This is a genomic window from bacterium, from assembly GCA_040755795.1.
Taxonomy (GTDB): domain Bacteria; phylum UBA9089; class CG2-30-40-21; order CG2-30-40-21; family SBAY01; genus JBFLXS01.
The window spans coordinates 63,251-89,821 of sequence record JBFLXS010000001.1 but is presented as its reverse complement, the minus strand read 5'-3'; the positions used below and the strand labels follow the sequence as shown (position 1 = coordinate 89,821).

Sequence of the window (26,571 nt, the reverse complement as noted above, 5' to 3'; positions counted from 1 at the left end):
CATCCGGGAAATCCATTCCAACAACCCCGACTAATTTCACTTGAGTGAAAATACTTGCGGCTAATGAAAAATATACCGCTGAGCCTCCAAGGGCATTCTTTACTTCGCCAAAAGGTGTTTTTACTGAATCTAAGGCTAAAGTTCCTACAACTAATACACTCATAGTTTAAAAATTATATTCTAATAAATGAATTTTGTCAACATATTTTTTATTGACAAAAATAGGTGATTATGATATGATTAAAGACAGGTTGATTGTAAGCGTTCAGGTGTCCATAAGGAGAGAAGGGGAAATGGGGAGAAAGGAGAGGGGTAGGAGAATTAGATAGCAGAAGATTTCATCAGTTGTCAATGACATTCTAAATAATATGACTAAACTTTTGCGTTTTTTGCTAACACTTTGTATTTCAATGTCTTGTGTAAATAAGGGGAAACGGGAAAGGGGGGAAAAGGAAAAAGAAGTATTTTTCTCTAAGTATAAGAAATATAGTTAGTTATACATGAAATTCTTTTTCCCCTTTCCCCAATTTTCTCCATTTCCCCTTTCTTACACCTAAAAAAAACGCAAAAGTTCAAATAATATGATTTTCTTACTAAAATAAGAATACTTTTTCCCTAATTTCTCCATTTCCCCTTCGTTACACCCTGAACGGTTACGGTTGATTTAATGTTGGATTTTATGTGTTAAGCTATCTGCGGTTTGAAATTAGAAATTGGGGACAAAAAACCTGATTTCCAGAGGAAATTAGGGGGAGTGATAAAAATGAACCCTTTAAAATCTTGCTACAAATCGCAAAACGAAACATTATTTGTATTACAATTTTAAAAAAGTAAAATGAATTTAGTTGAGGTTTTTACCAGCATACAGGGAGAAGGTATATACATTGGACAACCGCAAGTTTTCATTAGAGTTGCAGGTTGTAATTTAAGATGCCAGTTCTGTGATACTACACAATCTTTGCTCATACCTCAGGAATGCGAAATAATAAGTCAAGGTAAAAAAAATAGGATTTCTAATCCTGTGGCAAATTCTACCTTAATTGAATTAATAAAACAAGATATTCTAAATTATTCAATGATTTGTTTAACCGGCGGAGAACCATTAATTCAAATTGATTCTTTAAAACTCCTGATAAGTGAAATAAAAAAAGGGTATAAAACACAAATATATCTTGAAACCAATGGAACATTACCTCACCTATTAGAGCAGGTTATTAATCTTATTGATATAATTGCTATGGATATTAAATTACCTTCTTTGACCGGGCTAAAACCATTCTGGAAAGAACACGAAAAATTTTTAAGAATAGCTAATAAAAAAGAGGTTTTTGTAAAAATAATTTCAGGTGCTCAAATGGTGATGGATGAGTTTAGGAGGGCTATTTTTTTGGTAAAAGAAATAAGTAGTAATATCCCATTAGTGCTTCAACCATTGGATAATAATTTATCATTACAGGAATTACTTCAATATCAGGCAGAGGCGAATAAAAAATTAAGTATAGTTAGAATTATTCCGCAGGTGCATAAATTAGCAGGCTGGAAATAAACTGATAACGGGTAATTGGTAGATAATTACCCGTTACCAAACAAAAGGAGAGGAAATGATGCGTAAAGATGGAAGAGAAGAAAATCAAATGCGTTCAGTAATTATTACACCACATTATCTTAAACATCTTCGAGGTTCAGTTTTAATCGAAGTGGGTAATACAAAGGTGATTTGTGCCGCAACAATTGAAGATAGAGTGCCTATTTTTTTAAAAGGAACAAATCAGGGCTGGATACACGCTGAATATTCTATGTTGCCTTTTTCTACCCTGACTCGAACTGAGAGGGAATCCTCGCGAGGGAAAATAGGTGGGAGAACCCATGAGATTCAACGAATAATAGGTAGGTGCCTACGAGCAGTTGTCAATTTGAATAATTTTGGAGAAAGAACCATTCACATTGATTGTGATGTTATTCAGGCTGATGGCGGAACTCGGACGGCATCTATAACTGGTGCCTTTGTCGCTATGGTGGAATTATTTAAAGAATTACAAGAGTCAAACAAGATTAAAACATCCCCCATAATGGATTTTGTTGCCGCAACAAGCGTTGGTATTGTTCAAGGTCAAACTTTGTTAGATTTAACCTATGAAGAGGATTCATCTGCTCAGGTAGATGTTAATCTGGCTATGACCGGAAAAGGAAAGATTATTGAAATACAGGGCACTGCCGAAGGTAACCCGTTTTCTCTTGAAGACCTGAATACTTTGATTGATTTAGCCAAAAAAGGAATTAATGAATTGATAAGTATTCAGAAACAAGTTATAGAGAGCTAAACTTTTGCGTTTTTTAGAGAATTGGGTAGTCTCTGAAACAGACTAAAGGTATGTGTTTAGCGTAGTTATGCATTGGATACAAACCTGAAAGGTTTGAATTTTACATAACCGTAGGTGAAACCTACGGAAATGGACATCTGATGTCTCTCAACCCTGAAAGGGTTGAATTTTAAACGAGGGATAAAATTCGACCCTTTCAGGGTCGGCGGAGTGCGGATATGTCTCTTCCGTAGATTGCATCTACGGTTATGTAAAGTTCAACGCTTTCAGCGTTAGAGAAAGATATAGGTTCGCTAAACACATATGGCTAAACTTTAGCTTGTTTCAGACACCACCTAAAAAAACGCAAAAGTTCAGATAGAGAGATAGTAAATAGTGAAGACTGACCAGTGAACTGTGACCATAGTTTACGGATAACTATTATTATGGAAATAGTAATTGCCTCTAAGAATCAGGGTAAAATAGCAGAAATAAAAAAGATTTTAGAAGATTTAGAGATTAAAATTTTATCTTTAAGTGATTTTTTTACTTTGCCAGATATTATTGAAGATGGAAATACATTTGAAGAAAATGCGGTGAAAAAGGCAAGGTGTATTTTTGAATTAACCGGGAAAATAACCTTATCTGATGATTCAGGATTAGAAGTAGATTATTTAGGTGGTGCCCCGGGTCTTAAATCTGCACGGTTTGGAGGAGAAAAACTCTCAGATGCAGAAAGGAATCAACTGTTATTAGAGTTATTAAAAGGAGTTCCTATTTCACAAAGAAGGGCAAGATTTAAATGTGTGGTAGCAATATCTATATCTAAGGAAAAGATAATGACTGTATCTGGAGAATGTGAAGGAGGTATAAGTTTAGTTTCAAAAGGAAATTATGGATTTGGTTACGACCCAATATTTATTCCGGATGGATTTAACAAAACCTTTGGAGAATTAGGGAGTGAGATAAAAAATAAAATCAGTCATCGTTTCATTGCTTTTTTAAAGGCAAAAGAGATATTGTTAGAAATAATACAAAAGGTAAAACAAAAATAAAAAAGTAAAGGAGAATTGAAAATGAAAGGATTGATTCTAAGTGGCGGCGCAGGAACAAGATTGCGACCTATTACCCATACCTCGGCTAAACAACTTATTCCTGTCGCCAATAAACCTGTCCTATTTTATGGCATAGAGGCTTTAAAATCTGCACAAATTACTGATATTGGAATAATTGTTGGAGACACTAAAGAAGAGATTAAATCTGCCTGTCAGGATGGAACTAAATGGGGAGTAAAGATTACCTATATTGAACAGGAGGCACCATTAGGTTTAGCCCATGCGGTGAAAATAAGCCAGGATTTTATAAAGGATGAACCTTTTGTTATGTATCTCGGAGATAATTTAGTCAAAGATGGTGTAACTCAATTTGTCGAGGAATTCAAATCTAAATCCCCTAATGCCCTTATTTTATTAGCTAATGTGGAACATCCTGAGCAATTTGGTGTGGCTGAACTTGATGAAAATGGAAAAATAAAAAGATTGGTCGAAAAACCAAAACAGCCCAAAAGTAATTTAGCCTTAGTTGGAGTTTATTTATTTGATTCGAATATCTTTAATGCTGTAAATTCAATAAAACCTTCCTGGCGCAATGAACTTGAAATAACCGATGCAATTCAATATCTGGTTGAGCAAAATTTTGATGTCCAACCTCATATCATCACCGGTTGGTGGAAAGATACGGGCAAATTAGAGGATATGTTAGAGGCAAATCGGATTATCCTTGAAACTTTACAACATAAAATAGAGGGATTTGTTGACAATAATTCTAATATTGAGGGTAAGGTAGTAATTGAAGAACAGGCTCAAGTGATAAATTCTACTATTCGAGGACCGGTCATAATTGGACAAGGAACTAAGATTATTAATTCTTATGTTGGTCCATTTACTTCTATCTATTATAATGTTAATATCAGGAATAGCGAAATTGAACATAGCATTATTTTAGAGAATACCTCTATTTCGGATATAGGGGTAAGGATTGAAGATACACTGGTTGGCAAGGATGTAGAAATTATTAAATCCCAGCATAAACCTAAAGCCTATCGCTTTATGCTTGGTGATGGAAGTAAGGTAGGAATAGTATAATTCAGAAGACAGAAGACAGAAGACAGAAGACAGTGGAGAGATATTAAAGTTTACCTGACCTTTGTCCTCTGATATCTGTCCGCTAACCTGTAACTATTCACCGCAGAGACGCAGAGGAACAGAGAAAACATGGAAATAAATCAGATAACAGAAAAAATTATTGGTGCAGCAATTGAATTGATCAATTTTAATGTTTCTGTTTTAAGAGATGGAATTAAGCGTATAGCCAATAGATTTTAATTTTTTCTCTGTGTCTCCGCGTCTCTGCGGTGAATAGTTACCACTAACCTTTAAAAATGGAGGTCTTAAAAAAATGCGATTATTAATTACAGGTGGAGCAGGATTTATTGGGAGTAACTTTGTTAAGTATATCCTGAAAAAGTATTCTGATTATCAAGTAACGGTTTTAGATGCTCTGACTTATGCGGGGAATCTGGATAATTTTGAACAGGATATATTTCAAAATCCAAAGTTTGCTTTCCATCATGGCAATATTTGTGATAAAGAGATAGTGGATAGTTTAATGAAGGATACTGATGCCGTTGTCCATTTTGCCGCTGAAACCCATGTTGACAGGTCTATCTTAGAGGCAGGAACTTTTATTCAGACAAATGTTTATGGGACATATATATTGCTTGAATCTGCTAAAAAGCATAATATTAAAAGATTTTTACATATTTCTACAGACGAGGTTTATGGTGAAGCAAAATCCCCTGACGGAGAGGATAGACCTTCATTAGAAACAGACCCTTTAATGCCTAAATCTCCTTATGCGGCAAGTAAAGCCGGGGCTGATAGATTAGCATATTCTTATTACACAAACTATAAACTTCCGGTTGTCATCTCTCGTTGTAGCAACAATTATGGTCCATATCAATACCCCGAAAAACTCATCCCTTTATTCATTTCCAATGCATTAGAAAATAAACCATTGCCTGTTTATGGAACTGGTATAAATACTCGTGATTGGATATATGTGCTTGACCATTGTGAAGCGTTAGATTTATTACTTCATACCGCAGGTCAGGATGGTGAAGTATTTAATATTGGAGGTGGGGAGGAGTTTAACATTTTACAAATAGGTAAGACAATTTTACAAATCGTAGGAAAAAATGAATCTTTGATGCAATTTGTCACAGACCGCCCCGGTCATGTTATGCGTCATGCCGTTAATACCAGTAAGATAAAAAAAGTATTTGGTTGGCATCCAACGGTTAGTTTCCAGAAAGGCATAAAACAAACCATAGATTGGTATATTAACAATGAATCCTGGTGGCGAAAAATAAAGGAAAAAAGCAAAGAATATCAAGAATTTACGAAAAAATGGTATGGGGAGAGAAGTTAGAGAATTAGAGAATTAGAGAATTAGGGATGGCTAATCTCCTAATTCACTAATTCAGGTTTTTTCAGTGGCTAATAAAGTATTTTTTCAGGAGCAAGACAAAAAGAAATGTAAAAAAGGTATTGACAAGTCGAAAAAAATGTGTTATAATATAAACAAGTTTAAGCCTTATATATCTTTATCCAAAGGCAAAAGGAGGGAGAAAAAATGAAAAGGATAATAAGTTTAATAGTCATAGGAGTTACGGTTTTTTCAGCGGATTATTGTCTGTCAAAAACACCGGGAGAAAAAGGGGCGGTATTTTTGAAATTGAGCCAGGGGGCAAGACCAATCGCGATGGGTGAAACCTTTGTCGCTATTGCAGATGATATCAATGCCATCTACTGGAATCCTGCCGGTCTGGCTAATATCCAAAACAGGCAGGCTACTTTTATGTATGCCGATTGGTTAGAAGAAATTACTTACAATTATCTTGCCTACATCCATCCTCAACAAATTATGGGTGGGATTATGGGTGGTGGTTTGACACTATTAGATTCAGGCAGTATTGATAGAACAATAGACGGAACTGGGAAGATAGGTGAATATGACGCTAAGGATATTGCTTTGACCTTTGCTTATGCCAAAAAAATGACTGCAAATTGTAATTTAGGTGCGAGTATAAAATATATTCAGATGAAGATAGATAATGAAAAATCTACCGGTATCGCTTTAGATATCGGTTGTTTATACAAACCTACTGTAGAAAATCTTACCATTGGAGCAACCATTCAAAATCTTGGTCCTAAACTAAAGGCATTTATCAGTGAGAAAGATGCACTGCCATTGAATATTAAGGTTGGTGGTGCATATAAATTACTGGATAATGCGTTAACCTTAGGGCTGGATGTCAATTTCCCATCAGATAATGATACCAACTTCAATCTTGGTGCAGAATATTGGATTAAGGAGATAGTGGCACTTCGAGCAGGTTATAAAACCTTGACTAAAGATGCACTAAAATCCTCAAGTTTAACCTATGGTGCAGGATTTAAATTAGCTAATCCAGGTCTGGAGATAGATTATGCCTTCTGTGATTACGATGAATTGGATAAAACCCACCGCGTGTCGCTAATGACGAGGTTTTAAGGGGAGGATATCTAACTCAATGAAGAAAATCGTTAGTTTAGTAGTTTTAGGGATAGTTTGGGGGATGATGGGGCTATCTTCTGCTTATGCTGACTTAACCAAACAAGACATAGAGGAGATAAGAAAGATTGTAAAAGAGGAGATTCAAAGAGAGATTGGTCAGGTAAATCAACGAATAGATGGTCTTGAGAATAGTATAAATAAGCGAATAGATGATACGAATAAGCGGATAGATGATTTGAAAGATTTACTTTATGTCATTTTAGCAGGTATGTTTGCTTTAGCAGGCTTTGTTCTCTGGGATAGAAGAACAGCCCTTGCCCCTGCGGTTAAAAAGACAAAGGAACTTGAGGAAAGAGAAGAAAGGATAGAAAAGGCGCTCAAGGAGTATGCTATTCAACAACCTAAATTAGCCGCGGTTTTAAGAGAAGTTGGAATTTTGTAGTTTGCTTTAGTAAGCGGATTTCTTTTAGTAAGCGGATTGAGCAGATTGTTTAGTGTAAGCGGATTTAGCAGATTTAGCGGAAAAAGGAATAAAAAAAATCCGCTTAATCAGCTCAATCCGCTCAATCCGCTTACAAGAAAGAAATCAGCTCAATCCGCTCAATCCGCTTACAAGAAAGAAATCAGCTCAATCCGCTCAATCCGCTTACAAAAGAAATCCGTTTAATCCGTGTAACAAAAATATGAAAAATGATTTAATCTACGGAGATTTAACTTATGCAATTAGAAGCTGTTTAATGGAAGTTTATAATAAACTTGGCCCTGGTTTTAGAGAAGAAACTTATAAAAAGGCTGTAATAGAAGAATTAAATATTAAAGGATTATCAGTTTTAACAGAACATCCTATTCAGATAATTTATCGAGATAAGATAATAGATGAATATCGTTTAGACTTGATAGTAGAGGGGAAAGTAATTTTAGAGATTAAGGCAGTTGCAGAGTTACACCCTCGATTTGAGGCTCAGTTATTGAGTTATTTAAAAGCTTCACAGGTAAAGATAGGGTTGTTGGTAAATTTTGGCTCAGATAAGTTGTTTATCAAAAGATTAGTAAGCCCTTATGTGCAAGTTTAGTAAGCAGATTTTTAATAGTAAGCGGATTTAGCGGATTGAGCGGATTTTTTTTAATGGTGTTAGTTGGTTATTCGTGCTCTTCGGGTTCAATTGGCTAAATAGAGCTACACTTATAAAATATCCTCTACTCCTCGTTGTTAATTAGGTCAGGACACTAAGGATTTATTTATTTTTTTCCGCTTAATCCGTTTAATCCGCTTACAAGAAGAAATCCATTTAATCCGCAAAATGTGCGTTCAGCTGCGTCCCATATGAAAAATTAGTGTCAATGAAGTTTCTCCCATTGTCTTTACATATTATCAAATTTCTATCAGTTTACTAACTAAAGGAAATATCAATGGCTAAAAAGAAAAAATACAAAAAGAATACAAATCAACAATATAGTTTCCTAAAACAAATTGATTTTAACAAGAACCTTCCCTATCTATTATGGGGAGGTATCGTAGGTATATTGATATTTTTATGGTGGCATATCGCTTCATTTAATTTTGTCCACTTAATTGATGATGCTTATATCTCTTTTAGATATGCAGATAACTTTATTCATGGAAAAGGATTAGTTTATAACATGGGTGAAAGGGTGGAAGGTTATAGTAATTTCCTATGGGTAATAATCTTAAGTGGATTTATGAAAGTAGGTTTGGAACCTATTTTGATATCTAAAATATCAGGAATTATTCTTAGCAGCGCTACGGTAATGCTTACCTTTAGGATTGCCAGAATAATAAGTGGATACAATTTTTATGCTCTTATTCCGTCCCTCTTTCTAATATGTAGTTCTGGTTATGTCTTATGGGCTACAGGAGGACTTGAAACCCATCTCTTTGGCTTTTTAATTACTGCAGGAGTCCTCTTTTACCTTAAACAAGACAAACTTAAGAATAACATCTATTCTGGATGCTTATTTGCCCTTACTTCTTTGACCAGACCGGAAGGTATATTATTAGCCCTTCTTACCTTTGGACATAAGGTGTTATCTGGATTAACAGGAAGAATGAAAAGATATTGGAGAGATATTTTCCTTTTCATGGGAGGATTTTTGGTTATCTTTCTTCCTTACCTTGCTTTTAAAATCTCTTATTATGGTGATATTTTCCCAAATACCTTTTATGCCAAGGCTCCTTCTAACCTCGCTCTATATGATGCGGGCAAATTTTATCTCTTTGAATTTCTGAAAACTAATTTTAATCTTTTCTTGCTTCTTTTCTTTCTTTTGGTAACATTTTTTAATTTCAAAAAACTATGGTTTACTTATATAATTACCTTGATAATCCCATTTTGTATTTATATCTTATGGATAGGGGGAGATAGTTTTCCTTGCTTTAGATTTTTAGTTCCTTTACTACCTCTATTTGCTCTTTTGATAGGAGAATCTTTTAAAGAACTAAAAGATGTTTTAGAAACGAGATTAGTCTTTGCCTATAATAAACATATTTTTTCTTTTCTCATTGTTGGGATATTGGTCTATTCATTATATCATAGTATTACCTCCACACCTACAGGTTCTCAGGCAAAAAGTTTAGTTACGGAATACACGAAAATAGAAAAGAACAGAGTGCTAATAAGTGATTGGTTTGTCAAAAGATTTCCTTCTTCTACCTCTATTGCTCTTAATCCAGCAGGTATAATTCCTTATTATACTCGTTTTAAGGCTATTGATATGTTAGGGTTGAATGATAAACATATTGCAAAAAGTCAAACCAAAGTGGGTTCTGGTGCAATTGGTCACCTGAAGTTTGATAGTGATTATGTTATCTCTAAAAAGCCAGATTTGATTATTATTGGAGCAAGTGAATTATTGCCAGGAAATATCGAAAGGGAAAAAGTGGTGAAGTATTATCAATTTATAACTGGCGCTATCCCAGGAGATAGGGCTTTGTTAGAAAATAGAAGATTATATGAAGAATATGACCTGGTAGCAGTTAAAATTAATGAGGAGAGTTTTCTTCCCTTGTTTTTATCTAAGAAAAGTCCAATAAAACCAGGAGAGAAATTCGGAATTGTACCAGTGGTGTAAAACTGGTGGGTTAACCTTCTGCAAAATAAGAAATTTGGGAGGGAAATTGAGGACAATTATGAAGGGAGAGGGCAAAAAGATACAGTCGTAAAGGTAAAATAGAGGTTTGAAATGAATTTGGAGGGAAAGGGAATTGTTGAAAAGATAGAGTATAGTCAGTTTTTTAATATAAGGTTTTTATTTTCAATAAGTTTATATCAGAAGATGGAGGAAAAGTCAAGAAAAATATTAAGTATAAGTTATTTTTTATCAAAAACTTATGCATTTTGCATAAGACTTAAAAAGAAAATAAAAGGAGGAATAAAAAAATGAAAAAAATTTTAGGGTTGATGGTATTAGGGGTAGTTTTTTTAACACAGGGGGCAAATGCCGCGGATTTGTATGTCCCGGGGAGTTATACAACCATTCAGTCTGCAATTAATGCGGCGACAAATGGAGATACGGTGTTAGTAAATAATGGGACATACATTGAGAACATTAATTTTCTGGGCAAAGGTATCACCGTCCAATCTGTCCATGGCACGACCACTACCATAATTAACGGCAATGCCAGTGGTAGTGTGGTAACCTTTAATTCTGGCGAGGGAACTAACTCGGTTCTGAGTGGGTTCACAATACAGAACGGACGAGCTACCTATGGCGGCGGGATTTATTGCAGCAACTCCTCCTCGCCGACAATTAGCAACTGTAGCATCAGTGGAAATTCAGCTAGTGGGGACGGCGGCGGGATTTATTGCAACTCCTCCTCCTCGCCGACAATTACCAACTGCACCATCAGTGGAAATTCAGCTAGTCGGGACGGCGGCGGGATTTATTGCAACTCCTCCTCGCCGACAATTACCAACTGTAGCATCAGTGGAAATTCAGCTAGTGGTGGATACGGCGGCGGGATCTTTTGCGACTCCTCCTCGCCGGCAATTACCAACTGTAGCATCAGTGGAAATTCAGCTGGTGGGGTCGGCGGCGGGATTTTTTGCGTCTCCTCCTCCTCGCCGGCAATTACCAACTGTAGCATCAGTGGAAATTCAGCTGAGGATGGCGGCGGGATTTTTTGCTGGTCCTCCTCGCCGGCAATTACCAACTGTAGCATCAGTGGAAATTCAGCTGGTTGGGGTGGCGGGATTTTTTGCGAGTTCTCCTCCTCGCCGACAATTGCCAACTGTAGCATCAGTGGAAATTCAGCTAGTGGGCAGGGCGGCGGGATTTTTTGCTCCTCCTCCTCGCCGACAGTTGTCAACAGTATCCTATGGGGTGATACTCCAGATGAAATCTATTTAGATTCCAGCTCTATAAACATCACCTACTCTGATATCCAGAGCGGTTATGCAGGAGAAGGCAACATTGCTGCTGACCCGCAGTTTGTTGGCGGTGGGGATTATCATCTGCAAGCAAGCTCTCCTTGCATAGATGTAGGTTCAAACACCGCTGTCCCAGCCTGGCTGACAACCGACAAAGATGGCCATCCTCGGATTGTTCGCACTGTAGATATGGGCGCCTATGAGTTTCAAGGCACACCGACTTCAACATATATCATAGTTATCCCATCTCAAGGAACTGTAGGTAGTTTGGTTACAGTATCAGGAGCAGGGTTTGGTGCATCTGAATGTGTCATGATACATTTTGGAAATACCCCTTCTATTACCACTGCCTCTACTGATGGTTCAGGTCAATTTAATATTACTTTTACGGTTAATATCCAGCCTTATGGCACCAAGACAGTAAGGGCGGTGGGGTTAGGTTCCGGCAGGTCGGCAGATGCGGTATTTTGTATCCAGCCAAAAATAATTCAGGTTATTCCTGCATTCGGCACAGTAGGAACTATGGTTACTGTCTGGGGTAATGGCTTTGGGGGAAATGAAGTTGTCCGTATCGACTTTGGGACTACACTGATGATTACATCCATCCCTGCTACTGTTGAAGGAACCTTTGCGACTACATTTACCATTGATACCCAGCCTTACGGCACAACTACAATCAGGGCTACCGGGGTAAATTCAGGGGCAATGGCTAATACAACATTCCGTATCCTGCCATCTATAATTTTTGTTTCTCCCCGGACAGGGACAGTAGGCAGTTTTGTCATGGTTAGAGGTAATGGCTTTGGGGCGACGGAAGGTATCCATATCAGTTTTGGGACTACACGAACTATTCAAATGACTATGGCTGATGCCAGCGGAAGTTTTGTTACTACATTTACCGTTAATATCCAGGCTTATGGGAGTACTACCATTGCGGCTACAGGTTTGAACTCAGGATGGAGAGTGACATCGGTATTCTTTATTTTCCCGAAGATTTTCCTCACTCCTAACATAGGCACAATAGGGAGTCTGGTAACTATCGCCGGGAATGGTTATGGGGGTAATGAATCAGTCCGAATTGACTTTGGCACAACACGGACAATTCAGTTAATCTCTACTTATGCGGAAGGGAATTTTATGACCACATTTACCATAAATACTCAGCCTTACGGATGGACTACCATTGTGGCTACAGGTTTGAACTCACAATGTAGGGCCATGGCTTCCTTCCGTATCTACTCAAGTATCATTTTAGTCAGTCCTGTGCAAGGGATAGTAGGAACTGTAGTCACCGTCAGAGGTAATGGCTTCGGGGCTAATGAGTTGGTCCGAGTTGATTTTGGCCATACTCTTGCTATTTGTTCTGTTACCTCTAATGCCTCTGGCACTTTTACTACCGCCTTTACTGTAAATATGCAGCCTTACGGCACTACCAGTATTGGCTGTTATGGATTAACAACAGGACTACAATCTATGAACTTCTTTTTTATCAGGGGAAGTATTGTTCTCATAAGTCCGATTGCAGGCACTGTAGGTTCAAGTGTCACCGTCATAGGGAATGGATTTGGGGCAACAGAAATGATAATGATAAGTTTTGGAAGCGTAGTCTCGCTTACAACTGCCTCCACAACTGGTAATGGTAATTTTAACACTTCCTTTATTGTCGATACCCAACCTTTCGGAAATACCACCATTAGTGTTATGGGGTTGAGCACTCAAGAGAGAGTTTTTGAGAGATTCACTATCCTACCAAATATAATCTTTGTTACCCCTACTTCTGGCACTATAGGTTCTATGGTTACGGTAATAGGTAATGGTTTTGGGGCAAGTAGTTGTATCCGGATTGCCTTTGGCACAACACGGACAATTGCCTACACATCTACAAATCTCATGGGCGTCTTCCAATGTGTCTTCACGGTAAATACTCAGCCACAGGGAACAACAACTATAATTGCGTTTGACGATAGACTGGCGATTTGTGCCATGACAAGCTTTAACATTTTCTCAAGAACCATGTTAAGGATTATCCCGGCATCTCAGAATGTCGCCATAGGTCAGGAATTTACCGTTAATATCGAGGTAATAAATGTCAATCGTTTGATTACTGCCGGGACATATCTTAGTTTTAATCCTGCTATTCTTGAGGTAGTAGAGATGGGGACGGGAACATTTATCCCTAATCCTCTGGTGATGATAAAGAAATTTGAGAATGGGACTGGAACGATAGATTATGCTGTTGGGATAGCAACAAATTCAGTTACAGGTTCAGGAACACTTTGCACCGTCAAGTTCCGTGCAAAGGCAAGTGGGAGTTCAACGGTAGTGTTTGATTCGGATACTCAGCATAACCGCAATACCATATTGATAGATGTAGATGTTCACGAGATACCTTGTCGGAAAGAGAGCGGTAATTATCAGGTCATTGGTTCTCTTTATCTGGAACCGAGGAATGCGGCTGTGCGTGCAGGGGTGCCAACAGTGTATAATTGTTATGCGGTCTGTGGAGAGGCAACGATAACTGTGACTGGGTCAACGACATTCACTAGCTCTGGTGGCGGTTCATTTACCCAAAATATCTACTTCCCATGCTTCATCGGCACATACACTATTACCGCAACATACCTTGGTGCGATTGCCACTACCTCGGTAATTATTACCCCTGGCACGCCCACACAACTGGTCAAAGTTTCTGGTGATAATCAGATTGGAACCTGCACCACAACCTTACCCAATCCATTCGTGGTTAAGGCAATTGATACCTATAGTAATCCCTGTCCGGATGTGCCAGTAGGCTGGATGATTATTTCTGTTCCATCTGGTGCATCAGGGGACTCAATCTTCCCGAGCCAGACTGTAACTACTTCTGCTGGCAGGGCTGAAGGCTGGCTTACCTTAGGCACAGAACCACCAGGAACATATACTGTTAATGCTACATCAACCGGATTAGCGGGTTCACCAGTTATATTTACTGCCCATTCCTTGCGTCGATTTGGGAATATTGCAGGCTTTTGTCTGCTTGACCAGGGCACTTCAACCCTCCTTGGCACACAAGGAGTTACTGTAACAATTACCGAACTGGGGACGAGCACTACGACTAATCCTCAAGGTTACTTTATCCTTAATAACATCAATGTTGGCACATATACCTTATATTTTGATACCTATGGTGCTTCACCATTAACGGTGACTGGTACCTGCATTAACCCAACACAAATTAATGATACTACGGACATTGGCACAAAAACATTATTAGCAGGAGATATAACTAATGATGGTTTGGTGAATTCTTTAGATTGGCCTTACTTTGTTAATGCCTTTGGTAAATATGAGGCACAAGGAAACCCCGACTGGTGGACAATCTATAGAGAAGCAGATTTTGACCACGATACTTATGTTAATGTGGAGGATTTCCCGGTCTATTACTATAACTATGGTGGAACCCAGGCAGGGAGAATGAGAAGTCCTGCTATGGCGGCAATGAAGGAAAAAAGGATGACCGGGGAAAAGATTACTCTATCATTTGAGATTGAAGGGGTGGATGATGTAGATATAAACGACCTCAGAGTTGGCGATATTATCAATCTTAAGGTGTTCATCAATGATGCCAAAAACTACTTTGGAGGTGAGATGCACTTAGGATTTAATCCTGAGATATTACAGGTTATTACTGTTAGCCAAGGCAAGTTCTGTCAAGAAGATAAGAAGGTAGTGATATCTAATGTGGATAATACACAAGGGTTGATTGATTATACCCTTTTGTTATGGAGTCCTAACACCGGGCAAGATAGTGGGTTATTTGCAACTATTCCATTTAAGGTAATCAAAGGTGGTGGATATTCTAAGATTGAATTTGACTATAATGAAGACGACAATCGCAAGACAGTATTTGTTGAACAGAGGATAAATGAGGAACAGGAGAATGAGATTATAATCCCTGATGTTGTAGATGATGAGGTAACTATTACCGTGCCGACGCTATATGAGAATTTAGAGTCAGTGATTGTCTATCCCAATCCTGCACATAAAGGCGATACAGTTCACTTTACTAAAATTCCAAATAACAGAACCGTTAATTTGAAGATATTCAATATTGCCGCTGAATTAGTCTATGAAGGAGAGGTAAAAAATCAGAATGAGATTATCTGGGATTTGAAGAATAAAGATAAAAATGAAGTTGCTTCAGGTATCTACATATTCCTTCTCAATGACAAAGCCAGCCCGGTCAAGAAGGGTAAGATTGGTGTAATTAAGTAAGACAGAGGACAGATAGGGGAGAAACGGGGAAACGGAGAATGGGGGAAAGGGAGAATATTTTTTGATTCTTCTTTCTCCTGAAAATAGTATATGGAGTGCGAAAGCTTGCTTTCGCTTTGGCTTGCTTTACTTTGCCAAAGCCACTTTTGGCTTACCTCCAAAGCGGTGGCAAGCCACCGCACTCCAAAAATTTTCATCCTCGTTTGTGAGTCGCAGGCTCATGCCCGGTTTCTCCTGAAAATCGGGACTCGGGACTCGGGGGTTCGGGGTTCGGGAAGGCTGGTAGCCGCAGGCTTCAGCCTGATTTCACCTGAACCATCAAACCATCAAACCCATTTTCATCTTCCTTTGTGCCCACTTCCTGTGGGCATGAGCGTTCTCCTGAAAATGTCCGTAAGTTATTGTAATTGCTTGACTTACAAAACTACATTTTCATCGTCCTTTGTGAGTCGCAGACTCATGAGCGTTTCTCCTATTCTCCGTTTCTCCGTCTCCCCCTCTCCCCATTTCCCCATTGACTTTTCCCCAAATTTATGGTATAATATAAGAGGTAGGTCAGGTGATCGCTTCTATAAAGATGCTGGATTCGGGGTATCAAGGAGCTAAAAAATATGGTGAGTTATATCTCTTAGAATCCAGCATCTAAAAATTGGTAATTGGTGAGTGGTAACGGGTAATTATTTAACCAGTTACCATTTAACCAATTACCAATAAACAGAAGAGGAAAGTCCGAACACCAGAAGGCAGGGTGCTGGGTAATCCCCAGGGGGTTGTAAAAACCTACGGAAAGTGCCACAGAAAATATACCGCCGAAGAATTAGTGGTAACCTTAATAACCTTAAATACTAATTACTATCTACTGACTACTATCTACTGACTACTGACCACTAATTCTGGTAAGGGTGAAAAGGTGTGGTAAGAGCACACCAGTAAGGAAGGTAACTTCCTTAGCTCGGTAAACCCCACCTGGTGCAAGACCAAATAGGGAAAAAAGAGGATTTTTTAGCCTTGTTAGTCGCCTGCTAACAGTTTGGTATTTATTACTTAAAAGTGGTAAAAATACCACCTTTTTTTCGGGTAGGTCGCTAAAGAAAAAAAAGATAAATTTTTTTCGTAGAGAAATGATTACCAAACTATATGAGTATCATATAGTTACAGAATTCGGCTTATGACCTGCCATATTTTTTTTTAAAAAAATAAATTTTTTGCTTGACAGATTTATACTATTATGGTAAAATACAACAGATATTTCTAAAACTCACCATAATGAAAAGCCTTACATTAAGGCGAAACTTCTTTTAAAATGAGCCAGGGCAAAGGAAGTCCCAACTGATTTCTGATGCTCTACATCATTTGGATGAATCAACAAAACTGGGTATTATTAAGATAAAGGAGGGTAACTATTAAAGTATCCTTCTTTATTTTTTTACTGTCAAAGAAATATCACAATTTTAAACAAAAAAGCAAAAAATTTTAATTATCAAGGGAGGGTTAGAGAAAAGATATGTGTATAAATAAAAAAAGAATAGTGAGATTAGTTTATTTATGTCTGGGAATAATTATTGGAGTGGGCACTACCGCAGAGGCAGGGAAGATAACTTTAGTCAATCCGACATCAGGAACTGTAGGGATAATGATTACTGTTGAAGGTGAAGGTTATACTCCTTCAGAGACGGTGAGAATTGATTTGCCTGGACAGTTTGGTGCGGTTCAAACACAATGTAATGGTGAAGGTAGTTTTTCAACATCATTTCAACTGGGTAGGCATCCTGCTGGAGAGAATAAATTTGTCGTTGTTGGATTCATTTCTTATGCCTTAGATAGAGGCACAATAGCCGTAAAGAGTAGAATTAGTTTAATGACACCTACTTGTGGTAAGGTAGGTGAATTTATTACGATTGAGGGAGATGGCTATGGCTCAGGAGAGGAAATATCTATAAGTTTTGGAGAAAATAAAGAGATGAAGTCTATTTTAGCCGATGGCCAGGGAGGATTTGGTATCGTTTTTACATCTGATGAACAACCAGCCGGGACAAAGAAAATTGTTGTCAGTGGCACGGTTTCAAAAGAAAGCAATACCACTCAATATGTTTTGCAAGGCGGAATCCAATCTGTTAATCCAACTAATGGTTGTGTGGGCACAGTAGTTACTGTGGAAGGCGCAGGTTATGGAAACAACGAGCCAATTCGAGTTGATTTTGGTAAGACGGAAAGTATTATTCGCACTACATCTACCAGCAATGGGAAGTTCTCTTTTATATTTACGGTTAATACCCAATTTCAGGGCAGGAAAGATATTAGTGTCACGGGACTTTTAACTGGTGAGAAAGATGAAAGGGGATTTGTGATTACGCCTAATATTGAGTTAGTTACACCTACCAGAGGAATTGTGGGAAGTCTTATCACGGTAGTTGCTACAGGATTTGGTTCTTCAGAACCAATTCGGATTGATTTAGGCCGGACTTTAGCCGCAGGAAGAACGGAATCTAATTGTGATGGTATGGTTGAGGCTGAGATAAGAGTTAGTCCTCAACCAGGTAAGGTTACAAGACGGTTAGCTGTTGTAGGAATTAATAGCCGCCAGATAAGTTTTACCGATGCATTTACAACATTACCAACCATACAAATAAATCCAACCAGTGGGGAAGTTGAGAGCAATATTCATATTCATGGTGAAGGTTTTCCTGCTAATGAACCGATTAAAATTGACTTTGGTAAGGTGATGACAAGTGCCATAGTCACGAGTGATGTTCGTCAGGGTAATTTTGATGCGGGTTTCAAAATCCCAACTCATCCCGGAGGTAAGGCTATTGTTAAGGTGGTAAGTTTGACTGATGGTGAAGTTTTAAAAGAAGATTTCCTTGTTCAACCAAGAATAAAACTTATATCACCAAATGCCTCTCCATCAGTTGGGAATGTGGTAGAAATACAGGGTGATGGATTTGATGTTAATGAATTAGTGCAAATTGATGTGGATAAGGCAAAAGATGTGGCAAGTGGTAACACAGATTTAGAGGGGAATTTCAGTATTTCGTTTAAGATTGAACCACAAGTTGGTGGTAAAAAGACATATACAGTTACAGGCAAAAGTTCTAATGCACAAAAAAGTGATACCTTGAGCATAAAAGAAAAAGTGTTGATTTCTCCTACATCAGGACACTATGGAACCGTAGTCCAGATAGAAGGAAATGGCTATGGGGCAAATGAATCAGTTCGAGTAGATTTTGGAAGAAGTACTGAAATAGCCAAAGCAACCGCTGATGAAAATGGCAGATTTTTGACTAATTTTACCGTAAATACTAAAGCCCCGGGAGAAGTAAGAGTAAGGGTAATTGGCTTCCATACATGGAGTGTTCAGACTGTTAGTTTTATGGTTGTAGAAGAGAAAAAGGAAGAAATAAAGATTGAAGAAAGTGGACAGGAATCCGAAGAAACTAAATAAATAAGGAAAGGATGAGAAATCAATGTATTTTGTAAAATTCCTGAAAACAAGACAGCCAAAAATAGTTTTAAATGAAATTATTAATATTTCTTTCTTTTTGCCAAAAAGATAGTGATGGTTTAATCTTTTAATCATCACTATTTTGCTTTTTGAGGACGCCGATAAACGCAAGATTTTAAGCAGGATTTTAATATTATCCTGATAATCTGCGCAAGAATCTCGCGTCCTAAATAAAAAAAGAGAAGGTACTGATGGAAACAGAAAGTAGTAGACCAAACCAGTATAATTTATTTATAACGAGGACCAGCAAATTGGGTAAAGGCCATATAGACCAAAAAATTATCAAAGGACTATTGACTCTATTTGTCATGGGGATAGTAATTTTTTCCAGTAGTGCTGTATATGCAGATTTGACTAAACAGGACATAGAAGAAATACGGAAGATAGTTAAAGAAGAAGTTCAAGCCCTCAGGGAAGAAATGCAAAAAGAATTCGGATATGTAAATAAACGGATAGATGATGTCAATAAGCGGATAGATGATGTGAGAAATCTTTTATATGTTATGTTAGCCGGAATTTTTACATTGGTAGGTTTTATCATTTGGGATAGAAGAACGGCAATCTCGCCTGCGGTGAAGAAGATAAATGAATTAGAGGAGAAAGAAGAGAAGATTAGTCGGGCACTTAAAGAATTCGCTTTAAGAGAACCAAGATTGGCTGAAAGCTTAAGATATGCAGGAGTTATGTAAATATTTTTGCTTTTTGAGGAAGCGGATAAACGCAAGATTTTAACCTATGATTTTAAAAAACTAAAAATCTGTGAAATCTGCGGATATAAAAAAAGAGAAAGGTTCTGATGAATACCGAAAGTAGTAAACCAAACCAGCATAATTTATTTATAACGAGGACCAGCAAATTGGGTAAAGGCCATATAGACCAAAAAATTATCAAAGGACTATTGACACTATTTGTCATGGGGATAGTAATTTTTTCCAGTAGTGGTGTATATGCAGATTTGACTAAACAGGACATAGAAGAAATACGGAAGATAGTTAAAGAAGAAGTTCAAGCCCTCAGGGAAGAAATGCAAAAAGAATTCGGATATGTAAATAAGCGGATAGATGATGTGAATAAACGGATAGATGATGTCAATAAGCGGATAGATGATGTGAGAAGTCTTTTATATGTTATGTTAGCCGGAATTTTTACATTGGTAGGTTTTATCATTTGGGATAGAAGAACGGCAATCTCGCCTGCGGTGAAAAAGATGAATGAATTAGAGGAGAAAGAAGAGAAGATTAGTCGGGCACTTAAAGAATTCGCTTTAAGAGAACCAAGATTGGCTGAAAGCTTAAGATATGCAGGAGTTATGTAAATATTTTTGCTTTTTGAGGACGCAGATATCGGATGAAGAAACTATAATCTGTGAAATCTGCGGATATTATAAAAGAGAAAGGTATTGATGGATACAGAAAGTAGTAAACCAAACCAGCATAATTTATTTATAACGAGGTTCAAGAAATTGGATAATACTCAAGGTGTGTCCAAAATTATATCTTTTATAGAGTCAAAAATTATCATTTGATTATGAATTGTTAAGTCAGGTTCTGATGGAATTAAAAGAGCTAAAGTATGGGTTTAAGGTAACAGGGGGGTGATGAGTTAGGACAGACTAATAGAATTTGCAAAGTGAATTTAAGGAAGTTAAGCCAATGAATTACCAATTGATTGTCTTCCTGATACTTATGTTTTTTTTACCTCACCTATCCTTTTCAGAGATCATTCGTAATGGAGGAGATGAGGGTAATTTTGGTGAAGTTGATTTGCTTGGAGATGTAATTATCTTTTATAATGATGGGGTAAATCGCTTTGTGTGCTCTAATATGGTAGAGACACTAATTTTAACACCAGTTGTCGCTACCTCTACTCCTCAGGTAATCGTAGGGGAGGATAAAAAGACGAAGATAGAGGTTCCGGAAGATGCCTTTGTCACTACTACCTATATCTCTATCATAGATCCAATTAATACCCCTCAGTTATTTGAGGAACAAATTAAGGGATTAAAAATTGAACTGGCGGATGATGGCGACCATATTTATAAGAAAATAGATTCTACAGTGCGAGTCTTTTTAGCCTATGAGGAAGAGGGAACAATTACACAAGATTTTAAGAAACAACTTACTATTACTATTCCTTATCCTGATGTCAATCAGGATGGCATAGTAGATGGAACAACAATAGGGGAAAGTTCTTTAAAAATGTATGTCTTGCAGGATAATAAGTGGGTAGAGGTGCCAGGAGGAGTGATTGATATTTTAGCCAATACTCTTTCTGCAGAGGTGAGGCATTTTTCTGTCTATCTCATAAGAGGAATTCCTTTTGGTAAGGATTTATCCAAAGTCTATGTTTATCCTAATCCATTTAAACCGGCAATACATAATAGGATGACATTTGCCGATATAACAGATTCTGCTACCATTAGAATATTTACTGTTGCTGGAGAATTGGTAAAAACGATTGAAGTGACACCTGTAGATAGTGGTAGACCTACATGGGATGGGAAAAATGAAGATGGTGAAAAGGTAGCAAGTGGAATTTATATCTATGTGATTACAACTGAAGAGGGCTATAAAATATCAGGTAAGATTGGGATTATAAAGTAATAAGGTCGTGAAGCGTGTCCGTTTAACGTATCCCTTTACGGACCACGGACAACGGATACCGGACACGTTTCAAAAAGGAGTTACCAGTATAATGAAATGGAGGTTAATTATTAGTTTTATCATAGCTATCTTTATTTTACCAATCTCTGTATCTGCCCAGCAGGTAGTTTTGAGAAAGTGGGTTAATACGCCTTCTGCCAAGCCTGGTGATATACTAAACTATAACATTACCTATCAAAACCTTGCTCCATATACCTTAAATGAGGTAAGTATCATAGATGTAATTCCAATAAATACCATTTTCCAGGAGGCTAGAGGCACTAATACAACTATTTATTATTGCCATGATAACAGTAATAATTTTGGCACCTCTTCGAGTTTGCCAATAACTAAGATTAAGTGGGTAATGGGTAGTGCTGTTGAAGTAGGAGGTGTGGGGACTGTTACTTTACAATTGAAGATAAGATAAGCAAAAAATTGTTTTCAACAGAGCATCCAGGATGCTTTGTGATATCTTAAAAAAAGAATCCGATAAATTAAGGAGGCCTATCATTATGCCTGTTTCATTAATAAAGGAAGAAGAATCGCATATCTTAAAGTTACTTCCTATACTTTTAAGGCGGGATGATCAATTTAGAAAAGAGGTTGCTATTGTTTTAAGCGAGGCATTGGTCAGGAAGGATGAAATAAACAGGGTACTTGAAGAAATAAGGCTTTCAAGGGAAGAAACAAATAAAAGATTTGAGGAGCAAAGGGAAGAAACAAATAAAAGATTTGAAGCAATGATTGCTGAGATGAAACAGATGAGGGAGGAAACCAACAGAAGATTTGAGGACTCAGAGAGAAGGTTTGAGGCGTTTATGAAGGAGATGCATGAGTTTAGAAAAGAGACCCGTCAAGTAATCCAGGATGTATCCATAAAAATAGACACAGTAGGAGCAAGATGGGGCATATTTACTGAGAAAACCTTAAGAAATACATTAAAAGAGCTTCTCCTTAAAAATCTTAAGATAACTGAGATCAGGGAACTAAAGATAGAGGATGAGAAAGGGTATGTATTTGGCTATCCTCAAGAGGTTCAGATTGACCTTTTGATAAAGGATGGAGAGGATTATCTGGTTGAGATAAGTTCTTCTGCTGGTTCTGGTGATGTAACCACACTTTCCCGTAAAGCAAAACTATATGAGGCTAAAACAAGCAAGAAGCCAAAACCAGTATTTGTCTGTGTAAATATGCGGGATGAAGGTAAAGATGCCTGTAAGAAATTGGGCATCCAGCTTATAACTTATGATGAAATAAAGGAAGGATAAAGATTGGAAGATGGAATGATTAAGTAGCGTTCAACTTAAAATGAAAAGTTTCTGAAAACACTGGAATTTGGAATTCTTAAGAGAGAGGATGCAGAATAGAAGGAAGCCTCCTCGAGAAAATATAGAGGTGTGATAAATAGATTTTCGATTCTTGATCTATTCTGAACCTTGCCTGTCCTGAATCAAGTTCAGGACCACGCCAGGTTTTAGTTGGTTATGATTATATATTGGTAATATGGTTACCATCTCCCTGGTTTTGTTTGTTATTTCTATCTAATATATCGGCAAAAATGGGGAGGAAAATTCGACCTGTGGAGGTAGAAAATTAAGGAAGATGTTCTGGGGCTTTGCCCCAGACTCCAGTGGGGGAACGCGTTCCCCAAAACCCCCAGCAGCGGCTTGGGGACAGCGTCCCCAAAATATTATCCTTTTATTTCTAATTGCACAGCTCGGGAAATTTTGGGGGTGAAGGAAAAATTCAAGGTGTGTGAAGCTCAATAAAAGCAACCCTCAATTTTATCCGAGAACCTACCAAAAAGCGAAAGGCGGTAAAAAAATAAAATGCAAAATGTAAAATGTAAAATGATAAGTGATAAGGGCAAAATGATAATCAGTGTGGTGATGGCTGGTGCGATTTGGACCGCACAGATTCTAATTCCCTCAAAAATAGACGCATACCCGTATGCCTATGTGGCTAACTCAGGTGCAAATACTGTTTCAGTTATAGATACGAGTACAAATGAAGTAATAGCTACAATTCCAGTTGGTTCTTCTCCTGGGGGAGTAGCGATAACCCCGGATGGTAGATATGCCTATGTGACTAACACGGGGTCAAATACTGTTTCCGTGATAGATACGCAGACAAATTCAGTCATAGGTAGTTCTATTCCCGTTGGTTCTGGTCCTACTGGAGTAGCGGTAACACCGGATGGCAAATATGCCTATGTAGTTAACAATAGTTCACAAAATGTTTCCGTGATAGATACGCAGACAAATGCAGTGGTAGGAGATCCTATCTCTATTCCAGTTAATTCTTATCCTCATAGAATAGCCATTACACCAAATGGTAGATATGCCTATGTGACTAACGATGGTCTCAATAATGTTTCAGTGATAGATACGACTACAAGACAAGTGATATACACCATTTCAGTCGGTTCTCATCCTAATGGAGTAGTGATATCACCGGATGGAAACTATGTATATGTGGCTAACTTTAATACAAGTGATGTTTCAGTGGTAGACTCGATTACAAATGTTGTAAGAACTAGTATTACAGTCGATTATGGACTCCGTGGAATAGCGATAACACCGGATGGTAAATATGTCTATGTATCTCACTCTGTGGGAGAGTCGAATAATGTATCAGTAATAGATACGATGAAAAATTTAGTAATAGGAAGTCCTATTCCAGTTGGGCCTACTCCTAATGGGGTAGCGATAACACCAGATGGTAAATATACCTATGTGGCTAACAGTGGTTCAAATAATGTTTCAGTGATAGATACACAGACAAATTTAGTAATAAAAACTATTCCAGTTGGTTCTAATCCTAATCAAATAGCGATAACACCAACACTACCAACATTAATCAATATTCAGATTATCAATGGGACAGATACAGGGATATTAAACGAAGCGGATACTCCAGGTGATGTGATACTTGTCTATACCTCGGCGGATGAGCATGGAACGATTACCTGTAATCAGGTAGCTACTACTATAGAGCAGGTCTATGGTCTATCGTTTCTATCCCAACCAGCAGATAAATCCGGTACTTACAATACCACAGTGTATTACACCTATTGGATTCGCAATAGAGGTAATGGGACAGATACGATTACTCTAACCCCGAGTAATTCTTGGACAGCAACCATCATCAAGGACGATAATCAGGATAGGATACATCAGGGGACAGAGACAACAACGATTAGCCAGCTGATATTATCTCCGAATGAATTTAACTACTTTTTCTTAGCCGTTCAAATTCCTGCGACGGCGACAACGGGTCAGCAATCTACAACTACATTGACTGCCAAAGACCAAAATGGTGCAGGCACAGATGATAATTGGGGTGACCCGGATACTCGTACAGACGAAGTAGTAACCATCTGCAGTCCCGGTATGCCCGCGGTGATTACGATTACCAAGTCCCGGGATAAATCACTGGTTAAACCAGGTGGAACAATTACCTACACACTCACTTACCGTAACAATTCTGGTTCACCCGCGACAGACATAGTGATAATCGATTATATCCCGGCGAATACAACATTAGACCAGCCAGCCACAGGGACAGATACGATAATTGAGTATTATGTAGGTGGTAGCTGGACATCGACATTTAGCACAACAGCGACTATGGTGAAATGGACACGCACAACACCATTACCAGCGGTAACTGAGGCGAGTGTAAACTTTGTAGTGCAGGTGAAATAAGAACCACGAATAGACACGAATTTTTTTTGGGAAGGCAAGATAAATAACGCAGATTTTCAGGATTTTAATATATTTTAAGATAAAGATTTTATTATTATCCTGATAATCTGCGAAAATCTGTGTCCTAAATAAAAAAAGAGAAGGTATTGATGGAAACAGAAAGTAGTAAACCAAACCAGCATAATAATTTATTTATAACGAGGTTCAAGAAATTGGATAATACTCAAAGTGTGTCCAAAATTATATCTTTTATAGACCAGAAACTTATCAAAGGACTACTGTCTCTATTTGTCATAGGGACAGTAGTTTTTTGTTTTGAAGGATTAGCAAAGGCAGCTGTTATAGGAGGAGCAAATGTTGATCCAGATAAGGTTTGGTGGTATGACCATAGAAATACTTCTTATACTGATATGACAAATGCAGCAACTAGCACTGGTAATGTAACTCTGGGTAGTGAAACAACAGATGTTCATTATATAGGTATGAATAATATGTTTGATAAGATAGTATATAACATTGGTACAGCAGGTGACTCTGGTACTGTAACATGGGAATATTGGAATAGCAGTAGTGGTACCTGGACTACTTTAACAATCGCTACAGATACTACTCATAATTTTACAACTTTAGGTATTGGTACTGTATCTTTCACTATTCCAGATAATTGGGGAACATATACTGTATATGGTGAGGCGAATAAATATTGGATTAGGGCTGTAACTATGGGCACCTATACTGTAGTACCTAAAGCAAGTCAAATATCTGTAGTAGAGTATAATTTCCAAATAACTATTGCAAAAATGGATGGTAGTGCAACAACCGGCCTTACATCTTCTAATTTTACATTTGGAGGCGGGACAGATAATGAAATTAAAGGATTCCGTGAAATTGGGAGTACAGGGGTATATCAATTTGCGTTAAAACCAGATAATTACAATGGTACAGTTACGGTCACTGGATATCTACCTGGTACTTTCACAACAGGAGCCCTTAATACTACACTTACAGATAAAGGGACACTTACATTACAAGGTAATTTAATCATCACAGTCAGCAAGATGGATGGAGTAGGGACGACAGGATTACCTGGAGATAAGTTTGTTTTTAGGAAGGCAGGGGTTGACTATGTGCCGACAGAGTTCAAGGAACTTGGTAGTG

At 37.7% G+C, this 26,571-nt stretch carries 20 protein-coding genes and 1 other RNA gene; 20 read left to right on the top strand and 1 reads right to left on the bottom strand.

Annotation, left to right across the window (positions count from 1 at the left end):
- On the bottom strand, positions 1-163 hold a 163-nt coding region (locus tag AB1414_00110), incomplete at its 3' end, for a sugar kinase (GenBank protein ID MEW6605838.1).
- A 672-nt stretch (positions 164-835) separates the two neighbouring features.
- On the opposite strand from AB1414_00110, the gene AB1414_00105 reads away from it, so the two are divergent.
- From AB1414_00105 to AB1414_00010, 20 genes are all read left to right on the top strand, one after another.
- Positions 836-1,546 carry a 7-carboxy-7-deazaguanine synthase QueE gene (locus AB1414_00105; GenBank protein ID MEW6605837.1) on the top strand — a complete coding sequence of 237 codons (711 nt, stop codon included), beginning with the start codon at positions 836-838 and terminating at the stop codon, positions 1,544-1,546.
- A gap of 58 nt (positions 1,547-1,604) precedes the next feature.
- Positions 1,605-2,321, top strand: a complete 717-nt coding sequence (gene rph, locus AB1414_00100; protein MEW6605836.1) for a ribonuclease PH — start codon at positions 1,605-1,607, stop codon at positions 2,319-2,321.
- A 425-nt stretch (positions 2,322-2,746) separates the two neighbouring features.
- Positions 2,747-3,355, top strand: a complete 609-nt coding sequence (gene rdgB, locus AB1414_00095; GenBank protein ID MEW6605835.1) for an RdgB/HAM1 family non-canonical purine NTP pyrophosphatase — start codon at positions 2,747-2,749, stop codon at positions 3,353-3,355.
- A gap of 21 nt (positions 3,356-3,376) precedes the next feature.
- Positions 3,377-4,444 (top strand): glucose-1-phosphate thymidylyltransferase, encoded by a 1,068-nt coding sequence (locus AB1414_00090; GenBank protein ID MEW6605834.1) that lies wholly within the window; start codon positions 3,377-3,379, stop codon positions 4,442-4,444.
- A gap of 313 nt (positions 4,445-4,757) precedes the next feature.
- The gene (gene rfbB, locus AB1414_00085) at positions 4,758-5,789 is read left to right on the top strand and encodes a dTDP-glucose 4,6-dehydratase (GenBank protein ID MEW6605833.1); all 1,032 of its coding nucleotides are present in this window, start codon (positions 4,758-4,760) and stop codon (positions 5,787-5,789) included.
- A 204-nt stretch (positions 5,790-5,993) separates the two neighbouring features.
- Complete coding sequence (locus AB1414_00080; GenBank protein ID MEW6605832.1) at positions 5,994-6,914, top strand: PorV/PorQ family protein; 921 nt, start codon at positions 5,994-5,996, stop codon at positions 6,912-6,914.
- Between the two features lie 19 nt (positions 6,915-6,933).
- The gene (locus tag AB1414_00075) at positions 6,934-7,359 is read left to right on the top strand and encodes a hypothetical protein (GenBank protein ID MEW6605831.1); all 426 of its coding nucleotides are present in this window, start codon (positions 6,934-6,936) and stop codon (positions 7,357-7,359) included.
- A 241-nt stretch (positions 7,360-7,600) separates the two neighbouring features.
- Positions 7,601-7,990: a GxxExxY protein gene (locus tag AB1414_00070; GenBank protein ID MEW6605830.1), complete on the top strand. Its 390-nt coding sequence runs from the start codon at positions 7,601-7,603 to the stop codon at positions 7,988-7,990.
- A gap of 337 nt (positions 7,991-8,327) precedes the next feature.
- Entirely contained in the window at positions 8,328-10,007 is a 1,680-nt protein-coding gene (locus AB1414_00065; GenBank protein ID MEW6605829.1) for a hypothetical protein, read from the top strand.
- Positions 10,008-10,118: 111 nt separating this feature from the next.
- Positions 10,119-10,319: a hypothetical protein gene (locus tag AB1414_00060; GenBank protein ID MEW6605828.1), complete on the top strand. Its 201-nt coding sequence runs from the start codon at positions 10,119-10,121 to the stop codon at positions 10,317-10,319.
- Positions 10,316-15,559 (top strand): right-handed parallel beta-helix repeat-containing protein, encoded by a 5,244-nt coding sequence (locus tag AB1414_00055; protein MEW6605827.1) that lies wholly within the window; start codon positions 10,316-10,318, stop codon positions 15,557-15,559. The genes AB1414_00060 and AB1414_00055 overlap by 4 nt, the downstream gene beginning before the upstream one ends.
- 547 nt (positions 15,560-16,106) lie before the next feature.
- Positions 16,107-16,743: RNase P RNA component class A (rnpB, locus tag AB1414_00050), an RNA gene on the top strand.
- A gap of 320 nt (positions 16,744-17,063) precedes the next feature.
- Positions 17,064-19,001 (top strand): hypothetical protein, encoded by a 1,938-nt coding sequence (locus AB1414_00045; protein MEW6605826.1) that lies wholly within the window; start codon positions 17,064-17,066, stop codon positions 18,999-19,001.
- Positions 19,002-19,312: 311 nt separating this feature from the next.
- Positions 19,313-19,750 (top strand): hypothetical protein, encoded by a 438-nt coding sequence (locus AB1414_00040; protein ID MEW6605825.1) that lies wholly within the window; start codon positions 19,313-19,315, stop codon positions 19,748-19,750.
- 167 nt (positions 19,751-19,917) lie between these two features.
- Positions 19,918-20,376 carry a hypothetical protein gene (locus AB1414_00035; GenBank protein MEW6605824.1) on the top strand — a complete coding sequence of 153 codons (459 nt, stop codon included), beginning with the start codon at positions 19,918-19,920 and terminating at the stop codon, positions 20,374-20,376.
- Positions 20,377-20,713: 337 nt separating this feature from the next.
- The gene (locus AB1414_00030; GenBank protein ID MEW6605823.1) at positions 20,714-21,664 is read left to right on the top strand and encodes a FlgD immunoglobulin-like domain containing protein; all 951 of its coding nucleotides are present in this window, start codon (positions 20,714-20,716) and stop codon (positions 21,662-21,664) included.
- A 91-nt stretch (positions 21,665-21,755) separates the two neighbouring features.
- Positions 21,756-22,133 (top strand): hypothetical protein, encoded by a 378-nt coding sequence (locus AB1414_00025; protein MEW6605822.1) that lies wholly within the window; start codon positions 21,756-21,758, stop codon positions 22,131-22,133.
- Positions 22,134-22,218: 85 nt separating this feature from the next.
- Positions 22,219-22,974, top strand: a complete 756-nt coding sequence (locus AB1414_00020; GenBank protein MEW6605821.1) for a DUF3782 domain-containing protein — start codon at positions 22,219-22,221, stop codon at positions 22,972-22,974.
- 561 nt (positions 22,975-23,535) lie between these two features.
- A complete protein-coding gene (locus AB1414_00015; protein ID MEW6605820.1) occupies positions 23,536-25,413 on the top strand; it encodes a beta-propeller fold lactonase family protein in 1,878 nt (625 codons plus the stop codon).
- Positions 25,414-25,562: 149 nt separating this feature from the next.
- Positions 25,563-26,571: hypothetical protein (locus tag AB1414_00010; protein MEW6605819.1), on the top strand; the 1,009-nt coding region annotated here is incomplete at its 3' end.